The following is a 13663-nucleotide window of genomic DNA, read 5'->3' on the forward strand; positions in this document are numbered from 1 at the left end:
CCCGGCAGTCGGCGTCGTATTCAAAGCCGCACCCACTCGGGTTCAAACCCGCAAACACTGAACAAGAGGGCACCATGGCCGCAGGCATGAAAAACCTATCAAAGACATTTGTATGGATCCTCATGGGCCTGCTGATGCTGGGTCTGGCCGGGTTCGGCGCCACCAGCCTGACGGGGACTGTCCGGACCGTGGCGCAGGTCGGCGACGAGAGCATTTCGGTTGATGCCTATGTGCGCGAGCTTCAGAACGAAATCCGCGCGATCGAGGCGCAGACGCGTCAGCCGATGCAGATTTCGCAGGCCTATCAACTGGGTCTGGATCAGCTTGCCCTGTCGCGTCTTGTCGCGCAGGCGGCATTGGACAACGAAGCGGCCCAGCTTGGCGTGTCGGTGGGCGATGAAAACCTGCAAAACGAGATCGTGCAGATCGAAGCGTTTCAAGGCGTGAACGGTACGTTCGACCGTGAAGCCTATCGGTTTCAACTGGAACAGGCCGGGTTGAGCGAATCTGAGTTTGAGGAAGATCTGCGCAAGGATTCTGCGCGCACGCTTGTCCAGGGTGCGGTCACCAGCGGTGTTCAGATGCCCGCAATCTTTACCGAAGCCTTGGCAAATTATGTGCTGGCCCGGCGCAGCTTCACAGTTGCAACTTTGGACGAATCCGCACTGGAGTCTGAGGTCCCTGCCCCTATCGATGCTCAAATCCAGGCGTATTACGATGACAATACTGACCAATTCACCCTGCCCCGCACCAAAAGACTGACTTATGTGGTTCTTTCACCCGACAGCCTGCTGGACTCGATCGAGGTGGATGAAGACGCGATGCGCAAGCTCTATGAAGACCGCGCCAGCCAGTACCAACAGCCCGAGCGGCGCCTTGTCGAACGTCTCGTCTTTTCTGACGAGGCCGCGGCAACCGAAGCCTTGGCCCAGTTCGAGGTCGGTGGGGCGACGTTCGAACAATTGGTTCGTGCCCGCGATCTGGAACTGAGCGATGTTGATCTGGGTGATGTGACCCGCGAAGATCTTGGTGACGCTGCAGATGCCGTATTTGGCGCCGAGATCGATGACGTTGTGGGGCCACTGCCTTCTGTCTTTGGCCCAGCCCTGTTTCGCGTGAACGGTGTACTTGCCGAAAGCAATGTCAGCTTTGAAGATGCACAGCCGGAATTGCGCGAAGAACTGGCCGCAGACCGTGCGCGCCGCCAGATCGAGGCGCAAGCCGAAGATCTCAATGACCTGTTGGCCGGGGGCGCGACGCTGGAAGAACTGGCCAGTGAATCCGACTTGGAACTGGGCACAATCGACTGGACCAGCGAGGGTGGCGAAGGCATAGCCGCCTATAACGAATTCCGGGCAGCGGCGCAGGCCGTGCAAGAGGGTGATTTCCCCGAGATCGATTTCCTTGAGGACGGCTCGATCTTTGCGCTGCGGCTCGAAGAAGAACTGGCACCCCGTCCCGAACCCTTGGACAGCGCGCGCGAGCGCGTGGCCGGAGCCTGGGTTCAGCAGGAAATCGCGAAGGCTCTGCAAGAGCAAGCCAACACCGTGCTGACACAACTGGCCACGGATGGTGACTTTACCGCCACCGGCCTGCCTTTCCGCGTGGAAAATGCGCTGACGCGCACTGCGTTCCTGGATGACGTGCCCGCTGATTTCATGTCTCAGGTCTTTGAGATGGACACCGGTGAACTGCGCGTCATTTCGGGGCCCGGTGCGGCCTATATCGTGCGTCTGGATGAGGAATTGCCCCCGGCAGAAACCGATGAGCAACGCCGTATGCAAGAGGCGCTGGCCGCGCAGATGAATCAGGAGCTGGCCCAGAACATCTTTGAAATCTACGTCCGTGACGCACAGACACGTGCGCGCCCGGTTGTGGATCAGCAAGCGCTGAACGCCGTGCAAGCCGCCTATTGAACGAGACCTGACATGTCCCTGACACCCGAGTACGACAGTTTCGCGCGCGCCTACGAAGCGGGCGAAAACCAAGTCGTGTATACGCGCCTTGCAGCGGATCTGGATACGCCGGTTTCGCTGATGCTCAAACTGACCGGTGCGCAGAAAGATGCGTTCATGCTGGAATCGGTCACCGGTGGTGAAGTCAGGGGCCGGTATTCGATCATCGGTATGAAACCCGATCTGGTGTGGCGCTGTCACGGCGAAGGCTCGGCCCTGAACCGCTCGGCCCGCTATGATGCGGAGGCCTTTGTTCCGCAGGACGGCAACCCGATGGACAACCTGCGCGCGCTGCTGGCTGAAAGCCGTATTGCACTGCCGGATGACCTGCCGCAAGCGGCGGCCGGGCTCTTTGGCTATCTGGGATATGACATGGTGCGTCTGGTCGAACATCTTCCAGATGTGAACCCAGATCCTTTGGGCCTGCCCGATGCGATCATGTTGCGCCCGTCGGTGATTGCCGTGCTGGACGGTGTCAAAGGCGAGGTGACCGTGGTGTCTCCGGCCTGGGTCAGTGACGGACAGTCGGCAAAGGCAGCTTACGCGCAGGCTGCAGAACGTGTGATGGATGCGGTTCGCGATCTGGAACGCGCGATGCCAAGCGAGACACGCGATCTGGGCGAAGCGCTTGAGGCCGGCCCGCCTGTCTCGAACTTTACCAAATCCGGATATATGGAGGCGGTCGAGAAGGCCAAGGAATACATTCGCGCCGGTGACATCTTTCAGGTTGTTCCGGCGCAGCGCTGGACCCAGGATTTCCCGCAACCTCCTTTTGCGCTCTATCGCTCGCTGCGGCGCACCAACCCGTCGCCTTTCATGTTCTATTTCAACTTCGGCGGCTTTCAGGTCGTGGGGGCCAGCCCCGAGATCCTTGTGCGGGTCTTCGGCAGCGAGGTTACCATCCGCCCCATCGCAGGTACCCGCCCGCGCGGTGCCACGCCGGAAGAGGACAAGGCAAACGAGTTGGATTTGCTGGCGGACAAGAAAGAGCTCGCCGAGCATCTAATGCTTTTGGATCTGGGCCGCAACGATACGGGCCGCGTGTCCAAAATCGGCACCGTGCGCCCGACCGAAGAGTTCATCATCGAGCGCTATAGCCACGTGATGCATATTGTATCGAACGTGGTGGGCGAGCTGGCCGAAGACAAAGACGCGTTGGACGCGTTCTTTGCCGGGATGCCCGCAGGGACCGTCTCGGGCGCACCCAAGGTGCGCGCAATGGAAATCATTGACGAGTTGGAGCCCGAAAAACGGGGCGTCTATGGCGGTGGGGTTGGCTATTTCAGCGCCGGTGGCGATATGGACATGTGCATCGCCTTGCGCACAGCCATCGTGAAAGATCAGAAGCTTTATATCCAGGCCGGTGGCGGCGTTGTTTATGACAGCGACCCCGAAGCGGAGTTCATGGAGACCGTTCACAAATCGAACGCGATCCGTCGGGCAGCTGCGGATGCGGCCCGGTTTACCGGAAACGGGAATTCATAGGCTTATCCCAATAGGGGCTGACCTTTGACAGGCGGCAGAGCGCATTCTGCCGCCTTTGCACATTACTGGATTTCGTGCAGCATCACGGCAGAGATCGGAGCCATCGCCACCCGGCTGCTGCGATCTTCTAGCCCCCATAGCAAAAGGGCTGAGATCGTTTCGGGGCGCAAACGGCCCAGCATCACAACCGCGCCCTCTTGCCCGGCGCGGAAGGCCGCTTGGTCCAGGAACCTCCGCATAACATTTGGATCCTGCCGTGCACCGTCGAAGTCGCGGAAGACAACGCTGGAAGGAACGCCATTGCGCGCAGCCAGCTTTTGAACAGTGTTGAGCCCTTTGCCCTGCGTGACCAAGCCACGGCCCGTATCCCCTGCAATCACGGCCACTTGGTCAGCCAGTTTGCGGTTGCCCTGAATACCGGTGTTCACGCCTTCCAGTATGCCCACCGTCTCGGGCAGTTGGTCCAGCCAGACCGAGAACGACACTTCGGCATCCTGCGCGCTGGCTCCAACGGGCAGATCGGCCAGGGCCAGAACTTCAAACCCGGCGGCGCGATAGCGCTCCATCTTGGCTGCGGCATCCGGGTCCTCCGGGCTGACAGCAAAGCTGAGCGGATATGGGAAGTCCTGCAACGCCTCGGCCCCAAACGCGCCTTCATCGTCAATCAGGATGATCGACATCAACGGCTTTGCCTCGGGGTTTTCAAACTTGGCGGCATAATCCTGAATCGGCTTGCCCGTTTTCGGATCTGTCGCCGCATCCTCAGCCGCAGATGCTTCTTTGTCCTGCGCGGTTTCCCGCTCAGTCAGCGGTACCACACGCTTGCCAACCTGCGTCGGAGCGGGAGCGGTCTGATTTCCCCCGATTTGCGGCAGAGTCGCGATACGAGGTGATTTCTGCTCGGCTGGCTTTTCTTCAGCCTCAACCGGAGTGGCGTTGACCTGAGGCAGATCGGGTGTATCGAACTCGATCAACTGGGGCTTTTGCGCCTGGGGTTCGCTTGGCTGCAGCGGAATGTCTTCCTGACGTGGGATCGCTGCGGGCACTTTTTGGGGTTCGGGTTGAGGCTCTGGTTGCACAATAGCGACCTCAAATTCTTCCTCGTCTTTAGACTCTGGGGCAGTCGCAATTTCGTCCGTGATATCTTCGACGGGCTGCGACGGGGTCTCGGCAACGACCTCGGGCGCGGGCAGCGGGGCGGCTTCTTCTGCAACCACTGGCTCTGGTGCCGGCGGAGCCGTCGTCACCACTTCGGGTTGCGAATCCTGGGTGGGCGATTGCGGAACAACACCTGGGGCCTGCAGCGCCACCGGAGTCGCCGAGGCCACCACAACGGGCGCAGAATTTCCAATGCCCGGAGTACCTAAACCCTGATGCGCAGAGTTTGCCTCGGTCACGGGTTGGGTGTCCGCCTCAACCTCCAGCCCGTCCAGATTGACCAAGCTATCAGCTTCTGCCGCCGGGCTTTCCGGGCCAACCGGTGGCAGATCAAGAAGATCGGCGCCAGCATCAGCCGCGGCCACAGAGGCGACCTCTTGCACATCGGGAACCACAACCTCTTGCGGTGCCTGCTCGGCCACCTCAGGCTTGCGCGCCAATGGTGATGTCACCGACAGCACCACGCCCAGGATCAGGACAGTCAATGCCCCTATGATCACTCCACCGAAAAAACCGCTCATCGAACTCTCGCCTTTCGCGTTGTTTTCTGCCTCACTCGCACATGCGCCATCTGCTGCGGCACTTGCCCGCCCGGTGGCCTCAAGGGGAATGTCCTCTTGACGCTGCCGCACAAGCCTGAGCATGTATGTCGCGACATTATACCGTGGCTCGGGCCTGCATCGCCAGCCCGAAATGCCAAAGACAAGATAAGTACCCAAATGCTGCTGCTGATCGACAACTACGATTCGTTTACCTACAACCTGGTTCATTATTTGGGCGAGCTTGGGGCCGAAATGGTCGTGCGCCGCAATGATGCGCTGGATGTGCAAGAAGCAATGGCAATGAACCCTGCCGCCATCCTTCTCAGCCCGGGCCCCTGTGACCCCGATCAGGCGGGTATCTGCCTGGCCCTAACCGAGGCCGCCGCCGAGACACGGACGCCGCTGATGGGCGTCTGTCTGGGGCACCAGACCATTGGGCAGGCCTTTGGCGGCAAGGTGGTGCGCTGCCACGAGATCGTGCACGGCAAGATGGGCACGATGTCCCATGGCGGCAAAGGCCTGTTTGCCGGCCTGCCATCTCCGTTCGAAGCGACGCGCTATCATTCCTTGATCGTGGAGCGCGAAACCCTGCCCGAGTGCCTTGAGATCACGGCAGAGCTGGAAGACGGCACGATCATGGGGCTTCAGCACCGCGAGCTTCCGATCCATGGCGTGCAGTTCCACCCGGAATCCATCGCCTCCGAGCATGGTCATGCCCTGCTCAAAAACTTCCTGAAAGAGATGAAAGTCCCCGCATGAGCGACGCTCTTAAACCGCTGATCGGCGCTGCGGCTGATCGGCCCCTGACCCGTGCCGAGGCTGAAAAAGCCTTTGAGATCCTGTTCGACGGCGCAGCGACGCCCAGCCAGATTGGCGGGTTGTTGATGGCCATGCGCACCCGGGGTGAAACGGTCGATGAATATGCCGCAGCCGCCGCCGTGATGCGCGCCAAGTGCAACGCGGTTCAGGCCCCCGCGGGCGCGATGGACATCGTAGGGACGGGTGGCGATGGCAAGGGTACGCTGAACATCTCGACCGCAACCGCCTTTGTCGTGGCGGGCGCAGGTGTCACCGTGGCCAAGCACGGCAACCGCAATCTCAGCTCGAAATCGGGCGCCGCTGACGCGCTGGGACAGATGGGTATCAACGTGATGGTCGGCGCGGAAACCGTTGAGAAAGCGCTGAAAGAGGCCGGGATCGGTTTCATGATGGCGCCGATGCACCACCCGGCCATCGCCCATGTCATGCCCTCCCGGCAAGAGCTTGGGACCCGGACGATTTTCAACATCCTGGGACCGCTGACCAACCCCGCAGGCGTCAAACGCCAGCTCACTGGCGCGTTCAGTCGCGACCTGATCCGCCCCATGGCCGAAACCCTGCGCCTGTTGGGCTCGGATCACGCCTGGCTGGTCCATGGCTCGGACGGCACGGATGAGCTGACAATTACCGGCATCAGCTGGGTTGCCTCGGTCGAAGATGGCCAGATCAAAGAGGCTGAACTGCATCCCGAAGATGCAGGCCTGCCCGTGCATCCGTTCGAGGCCATTCTGGGTGGTACACCCGAAGAAAACGGCAAGGCCTTCCGCGCCTTGCTGGAGGGTGAACCTTCGGCCTATCGCGACGCGGTGCTGTTGAACGCAGCCGCTGCGCTTGTGGTGGCGGATGCTGCCACGGATCTGCGCGAAGGTGTTGCCAAGGCCGCCGAAAGCATCGACAGCGGCGCTGCCAAAGACAAGATCGCCACCCTGGCCTGCATCACACAGGAAGCCGCATGACCGAGACCGTTCTGGACAGGATCAAAGCCTATAAGCTTGAAGAAGTTGCGGCAGATAAGGCGCAGAAATCGCTGGAGGTTCTGGAATCCGAGGCGCACGAAGCCCCGGAACCGCGTGGCTTTGCCAAAGCGTTGAACAAGGCCACTCGCACAGGCTATGGCCTGATCGCCGAGGTCAAGAAAGCCAGCCCCTCCAAAGGTCTGATCCGCGCCGATTTTGATCCGCCTTCGCTGGCCCAAGCCTATGAGGCGGGTGGCGCGGCCTGTCTGTCGGTTCTGACCGATACCCCCAGTTTCCAGGGTGCCAAAGAGTTCCTGGTGGCCGCACGCGAAGCAACGTCTCTGCCAGCCTTGCGCAAGGATTTCATGTATGACCCCTATCAGGTCGTCGAGGCGCGCGCGCTGGGGGCGGATTGCATTCTGATCATCATGGCCTCGGTCAGCGACGCGCAAGCGGCTGAGCTTGAGCAGACCGCGTTTGACTGGGGCATGGATGTTCTGATCGAAGTGCATGACGCCGAAGAACTGGAACGCGCGACCGATCTGAAAAGCCCCCTATTGGGCATAAACAACCGCAATCTCAAGACCTTCGAGACCACTCTTGATACGACGCGGCAATTGTCCAAACTGGTTCCGGTGGACCGGACGATTGTGTGCGAGAGCGGGCTCAGCACGCGCGAGGATCTGGCCGATATCGCTCGCTATGGCGCGCGCTGTTTCCTGATCGGCGAAAGCCTGATGCGGCAGGATGACGTGGAACAAGCAACGCGTGATCTGCTGGCGAATCCTCTGGTTCCCGGGGTGATGTGATGGCACTCACCCATTTCGACGCGCAAGGTCAGGCCCACATGGTCGATGTCTCGGACAAAGCCGTCACAGACCGCGTGGCCGTTGCGGCGGGTCATATTCGCATGGCGCAGGCCACCTATGACCTGATCACCGAAGGGCGAGCGAAAAAGGGCGACGTGCTGGGCGTGGCGCGGCTGGCTGGGATCATGGGTGCCAAGAAAACACCTGACCTGATCCCATTGTGTCACCCTCTGCCGGTCACCAAAGTGGCTGTGGAACTGACGCTCGACCCGGATTTGCCCGGTGTTCAGATCGAGGTGACCGTCAAAACCTCCGGCCAGACCGGGGTTGAGATGGAGGCGCTGACGGCGGTCTCGACTGCCGCGTTGACCGTCTATGACATGACCAAAGCCGTGGACAAGGCGATGGAGATCGGCGGCATTCGCGTGTTGCTGAAAGATGGCGGCAAATCAGGCCGTTACGAGGCGACATGATCAGCGTCAAAGAGGCGGGCGCCCTGCTTTTCGATCTGGTCTCACAGTTGCCTTGCGAGACTGTGCCGCTGGCGCACTCCGCCGGGCGTGTATTGGCCAAAGACGTGACAGCAACGCGTAATCAACCACCGTTTGCGGCATCTTCCATGGATGGCTATGCGGTCAACACGACCGAGGTTGAGCTGCACGCCATGTTTAAGGTTATCGGCGAATCCGCTGCCGGAAACCGTTTCGATGGGTCGGTCAGCGCAGGTCAGGCCGTTCGCATCTTTACCGGCGCGCCGATGCCAGATGGCACCGATTTTGTGGTCATTCAGGAAGACATCGACCGGCGCGGCGATCTGATCACAATCTCGGACGATCCGGGAACCAAAACAAATGTGCGGCCTGCGGGAGTGGATTTTACCGCAGGTACGGTGATCTCTGCCCCGCGTCTTTTGCGACCCGAAGATGTGGCGCTGATGGCGGCGATGAATATCGCGGACGTACCTGTAACCCGCCGCCCCACGGTGGCGCTGATCTCAACCGGTGATGAGTTGGTAATGCCCGGCGAAACCCCCGGCCCAGACCAGATCATCGCGTCAAATACCTTTGGTCTCAAAGCTTTACTGGAAGGTCTTGGAGCCGAGGTGCGGATGCTACCCATTGCGCGCGATACGGTGTCTTCGCTTGAAATGGCGTTTGAGCTGGCCAAAGGCGCCGATCTTGTCGTGACCATCGGTGGTGCTTCGGTTGGTGACTATGATCTGGTCGCAGATGTCTCGCACAGCCTCGGGATGGAGCGGTCTTTCTACAAAATCCGTATGCGGCCTGGAAAACCCCTGATGGCGGGCCGGATCGGCGATGCGGCCATGGTTGGCCTGCCGGGCAATCCGGTCAGCGCCATGGTCTGCGGCTATCTTTTCTTGGCCCCGATGATCCGCAGGATGCTTGGGGTCGCGCAAACGGTGCCTCCGTTCCAGACCGCCAAGCTGACCGAACCGCTCACGCCAAACGGGCCGCGCGAACACTATATGCGCGCAGTTATTGGCCCGGACGGTATCCGGGCCTGCGCCGATCAGGACAGCTCACTGCTGAGTGTTCTGGCCGAGGCGAATGCCTTGCTGGTCCGCGCCCCCAATGATCCTGCCCGCGCCATTGGCGAAGAAGTCGAATACCTGCCGATCTGACAGAACACCGCTCTATCCGTTGACACAAAACGTGAACATGCGTAGAACAAAAGAAAACGCATAAGCCACGAGGTGCGAGCGATGTTGACCAAGAAACAGTTGGATTTGCTGGAATTCATCCATAAACGCGTGCAAGCGGATGGTGTTCCCCCTAGCTTTGATGAAATGAAGGCGGCTTTGGACCTGAGATCCAAATCCGGCATTCACCGATTGATCACAGCGTTGGAGGAGCGCGGCTTTATCCGCCGTTTGGCGCACCGCGCCCGCGCGATCGAGATCGTGAAGCTGCCCGAAAGCCTGGGCGGAGAGCCCACCGCCGGTTTCAACCCGCGTGTGATCGAAGGCGACCGGCCCTCGGGCCCACGGCCTGCGAATTTTGAACCGGTTACCGTGGACGCGATGGAACTGCCGGTCATGGGCCGCATTGCCGCCGGTGTGCCGATTGAGGCGATCAGCCATGTCTCACACCGCGTCGCTGTTCCCGGCAGCATGGTGTCGGGTCAGGGTGAGCACTACGCGCTGGAAGTGCGCGGCGATTCGATGATCGAGGCGGGTATCAATGACGGTGACGTGGTGGTGATCCGTGAAACCAACATTGCAGACAATGGCGACATCGTGGTGGCTCTGGTCGAAGATCAGGAAGCCACTCTGAAACGGTTCTTCCGCCGTGGTCAGGCCATCGCGCTTGAGGCTGCAAACCCGGCCTATGAGACGCGTGTTCTACCGCAGGAAAAGGTTAAGGTTCAAGGGCGGTTGGTCGGCCTGATCCGCAGCTATTGATCCCGTTTGCGGGGCTGCGGTGACCACAGCCGGAACCCCGTGACCGCGCTGGTGGTGGTGATCTTGCTATCTGTGATGGCGAGGCTGCCGGTCTGGCGCAGCATATGGGGATCGATGATCTGGCATGCGCCATCAAGGTGCAGCGCCACCGGGGCGACAACGATTTGATGGCCCAGGCATTCGCTGAACTGCCCGGCGGCGCGTTTGCCGGTCAGATGCACAAGTTCCTTACCGCCCAGTATATATCTCTGAATACTCGCGGGCTCATGCGGCCAGCGCCCCGCCGCAAGCGGTTGGTCCGCCCCGTCGCCGTCATTTTCAAGCCAGACGGTGGCGATAAAGCCGCTGCCTTTGGCCTTGCTCAAAGCCCTTCCCTCATCCGTCATCACGCCGATCAGCCCGCCGGTATCGGCCACCAGAATCTCGGGCCGGTGCCCCTGCCCCCAGAACGCCATCGCAAACAGCGCAGGCGCAAGACCCAGCCATCGCGCGCGCCCCTGCCAAAGGATCACCCACAATAGGCCCAAGGTCAGCACGGGCAGAACCAAGTCAGGTGGGCTGGCAACAAAGCCCTGAGCGCCGTCCAGTCCTGAAACAAACTCTGCCACGTCCAGAATCCAGCCCAGGCCAAGGCCCATCACCGCCATCGGAATCCACTCCAGCCCCAAGGGCGCCAGCAAGGCGGCGACCACCGCTGCCGGGACCACAACAGTACCCATGACCGGAACCGACAAGAGATTGGCCACAAGGCCGTAATGCGACATGGTGTTGAAATGCGCGGCGCCGATGGGCGCCGTCGCCAGGCCCGCAATGCCCGAAGACATCAAGACCCCTAGAACGGGTCGCAACCATTTGGGCCCCGGCAGTTGGTTTTGCCGCCACACGCCAAAGATAGCAACCAAGGCGGTGGTGGCCGCAAAGGACATCTGAAATCCGGGGCTAAGCAGCGACTCGGGTCGCAGTATCAAGACGATCAGCGCGGCCACAGCAACTGCGCGCAAGGATATGGCGCGGCGGTCGATCAGTACCGCCCCCAACAGCACAGTGACCATCACAAAGGCGCGCTCGGTCGCGACGTTGCCACCGGATAACAACAGGTAGATGACCGCAGCAACAAGCGCACCGATCGCGGCCAGCTTGCGCACCGGCCAGCGCAAGGCCAGCGCCGGGATAGCCGAAAATCCAATGCGGCAGGAGAGAAAGACAAACCCCGTTAGCAATCCCATATGCAGACCGGAAATCGCCAACAGATGCGCCAGGTTAGAGGCCCGCAGCGCCTCAAGACTCTGTTGGCTGATGCCGCTGCGATCGCCGGTGGTTACGGCGGCTGCAAAACCGCCCACTTCACCGGGTAAGATCTTGCGAACATGATGTGAAATCGCGATGCGCCAGGCCGTGATCCTGACGCCGTCCAACCCGTCCTGCGGCCCGGCAATGGTCAGCACCGGCGACCGGGTATAACCAACCGCACCCAATCCTTGGAACCAGGCATGGCGGCGAAAATCGAACCCTCCGGGTTCGACAGGGCCCTGCGGTGGCGACAGAAGCGCTGTGGTCATGATCCGTTGTCCGGGGGACAGATCAACCGTGTCGCCATGAATGGAAAGCCGGACGCGCGTTGGGCGTTGATCGGCGCTTACATCCCCAAGTCGCACCCGATCCAATGTCACCCGCAGCGCGTCCGACGCAGAGCGGTCCAGCGCCACGACCCGCCCCTCGACCGGGCCGTAGAAACGCCAATCCAGAACCGGCTCTGCAACCATATGGGCCCGCGCCCCGGCCAGCAGAAAACCGCAGCCAACAAGGGTCAGGCCAAATAAAAGCGGTGCCCAGGTCGCAGAGAGGCTGCGTCCCCATACCCAGGTACCGCCGGTCAGGAAGATAACCCAACCGTAATTCTGAGGGCCGGGTTCAAACCGCAGCCCAAAATAGATCCCGATACCAATTGCCAGGCATACTGGCGACCACGGAAACCAATAGCCCCTCTGGTTCAGCAGAGCCGTCTCGATCCCCGTCAGAACACGCATGGTTGCCCCCGTCCTTCGGGCTCGTTAGACAGTCGCCAAACTAAGCCCGCTCCGGTTACCAAAAGGTTAATCCCCACCATGTCCGAACAGGTCGTCACCCGTTTCGCCCCCTCGCCCACTGGCTTTCTGCATATCGGCGGCGCGCGCACTGCGCTGTTCAACTGGCTTTTTGCGCGCGGACGTGGCGGCAAGTTTCTGCTGCGGATCGAGGACACGGATCGTGAACGCTCGACCCCCGAGGCAACAGCCGCGATTCTGCAAGGGATGTCCTGGCTGGGGCTGGACCACGATGGCGATGTGATCAGCCAGTTCGAGGGTGCTGCCCGCCATGCAGAGGTTGCGCATCAGCTTTTGGTAGAAGGCAAAGCGTATAAGTGCTTTTCGACACAGGACGAGATCACCGCGTTCCGTGAACAGGCCCGGGCCGAGGGAAGATCGACCTTGTTCCGCAGCCCGTGGCGCGACGCTGATCCGTCAACCCACCCGGACGCACCCTTTGCGATCCGCATCAAGGCACCACAGGATGGTGTGACCGTGATCCGCGATCAGGTGCAAGGCGATGTCACCATCCGCAATGATCAGTTGGACGACATGATCCTTCTGCGCTCGGACGGCACTCCGGTCTATATGCTGGCTGTGGTTGTCGACGACCACGATATGGGTGTGACCCATGTGATCCGGGGCGATGATCACCTCAACAATGCTGCGCGTCAGATGATGATCTATGAGGCGATGGGCTGGGACGTCCCTGTCTGGGCGCATATCCCGCTGATTCATGGGCCCGATGGCAAGAAACTGTCGAAACGCCATGGCGCTTTGGGGGTGCAGGAATACCAGGCGATGGGGTATCCCGCTGCCGGCATGCGCAACTACCTGGCGCGTCTGGGTTGGAGCCATGGTGACGATGAATTCTTTACCGATGAGCAAGCCCGAGAATGGTTCGATCTGGATGGCATTGGCAAAAGCCCGGCGCGGTTTGATCTGAAGAAACTGGAAAACCTATGCGGTCAGCATATCGCGGTCTCGGACGATGCCGCGCTGCGGCAAGAAGCCGAGGATTACCTGGTCGCGGCCGGTCTTCCGGCGCTGAGCGAGACACAATCTGGTGATCTGGAACGCGCCATGTATTGCCTGAAAGAACGCGCCCGAACTTTCCCAGAACTCCTTGAAAAAGCGCACTTTGCCCTCACGTCACGCCCAATCCAACCCGATGAAAAAGCAGCAAAAGCGCTGGCTTCTGTATCCGATGGTATACTGGATGAATTGACGCCGCAGTTGCAAAGTGTTAGCTGGACGCGGAACGAACTGGAGGAGACCCTGAATTCCTACGCGGAAGCCAAAGGGGTCAAGTTCGGCAAACTGGCGGGTCCGTTACGCGCGGTTCTGGCCGGACGCGCTGTAACACCTTCGGTCTTCGACATGATGCTGGTGCTGGGACGTGAAGAAACCCTGGCGCGGCTTTCAGATGCAGTGACTTAATCCCGACCTTC

The 13663-nt window shown here is 60.6% G+C and carries 11 protein-coding genes; 9 read left to right on the forward strand and 2 right to left on the reverse strand.

The annotated features are described in order from the left end of the window. Positions 1-74 precede the first annotated feature (74 nt). A complete protein-coding gene (locus GOW40_RS08620; RefSeq protein WP_171129666.1) occupies positions 75-1916 on the forward strand; it encodes a peptidyl-prolyl cis-trans isomerase in 1842 nt (613 codons plus the stop codon). A gap of 12 nt (positions 1917-1928) precedes the next feature. After that, the gene (gene trpE / locus GOW40_RS08625; RefSeq protein WP_171129668.1) at positions 1929-3440 is read left to right on the forward strand and encodes an anthranilate synthase component I; all 1512 of its coding nucleotides are present in this window, start codon (positions 1929-1931) and stop codon (positions 3438-3440) included. Between the two features lie 62 nt (positions 3441-3502). Here trpE and GOW40_RS08630 read toward each other — a convergent pair whose 3' ends face one another. Continuing rightward, positions 3503-5119 (reverse strand): divergent polysaccharide deacetylase family protein, encoded by a 1617-nt coding sequence (locus GOW40_RS08630; RefSeq protein WP_171129670.1) that lies wholly within the window; start codon positions 5117-5119, stop codon positions 3503-3505. Between the two features lie 198 nt (positions 5120-5317). Between GOW40_RS08630 and GOW40_RS08635 the strand changes: the two genes are divergently transcribed. The 6 genes from GOW40_RS08635 to lexA all read left to right on the forward strand — a co-directional run bounded on the left by GOW40_RS08635 (position 5318) and on the right by lexA (position 10146). Beyond that, positions 5318-5899 (forward strand): aminodeoxychorismate/anthranilate synthase component II, encoded by a 582-nt coding sequence (locus GOW40_RS08635; protein WP_171099347.1) that lies wholly within the window; start codon positions 5318-5320, stop codon positions 5897-5899. Beyond that, the gene (gene trpD / locus GOW40_RS08640) at positions 5896-6915 is read left to right on the forward strand and encodes an anthranilate phosphoribosyltransferase (RefSeq protein WP_171129672.1); all 1020 of its coding nucleotides are present in this window, start codon (positions 5896-5898) and stop codon (positions 6913-6915) included. Before GOW40_RS08635 ends, trpD begins: the two co-directional genes overlap by 4 nt. Then, a complete protein-coding gene (gene trpC, locus GOW40_RS08645) occupies positions 6912-7724 on the forward strand; it encodes an indole-3-glycerol phosphate synthase TrpC (RefSeq protein WP_171129674.1) in 813 nt (270 codons plus the stop codon). The genes trpD and trpC overlap by 4 nt, the downstream gene beginning before the upstream one ends. After that, positions 7724-8197 (forward strand): cyclic pyranopterin monophosphate synthase MoaC, encoded by a 474-nt coding sequence (gene moaC / locus GOW40_RS08650; RefSeq protein WP_171129676.1) that lies wholly within the window; start codon positions 7724-7726, stop codon positions 8195-8197. Before trpC ends, moaC begins: the two co-directional genes overlap by 1 nt. After that, positions 8194-9366: a gephyrin-like molybdotransferase Glp gene (gene glp, locus GOW40_RS08655; RefSeq protein ID WP_171129678.1), complete on the forward strand. Its 1173-nt coding sequence runs from the start codon at positions 8194-8196 to the stop codon at positions 9364-9366. The genes moaC and glp overlap by 4 nt, the downstream gene beginning before the upstream one ends. Positions 9367-9447: 81 nt before the next feature. Continuing rightward, entirely contained in the window at positions 9448-10146 is a 699-nt protein-coding gene (lexA, locus tag GOW40_RS08660) for a transcriptional repressor LexA (RefSeq protein WP_171129680.1), read from the forward strand. Here the strand turns inward: lexA and GOW40_RS08665 are convergent. Continuing rightward, positions 10140-12173, reverse strand: coding sequence for a ComEC/Rec2 family competence protein (locus GOW40_RS08665; protein ID WP_171129682.1), 2034 nt, complete (start codon positions 12171-12173; stop codon positions 10140-10142). The two genes, lexA and GOW40_RS08665, sit on opposite strands and share 7 nt — an antisense overlap. Before the next feature lie 78 nt (positions 12174-12251). Between GOW40_RS08665 and gltX the strand changes: the two genes are divergently transcribed. Further along, complete coding sequence (gene gltX / locus GOW40_RS08670) at positions 12252-13652, forward strand: glutamate--tRNA ligase (protein WP_171136451.1); 1401 nt, start codon at positions 12252-12254, stop codon at positions 13650-13652. The last annotated feature ends 11 nt before the right edge of the window (positions 13653-13663 follow it).

Source organism: Ruegeria sp. HKCCA6707 (assembly GCF_013033515.1).
GTDB lineage: Bacteria > Pseudomonadota > Alphaproteobacteria > Rhodobacterales > Rhodobacteraceae > Ruegeria.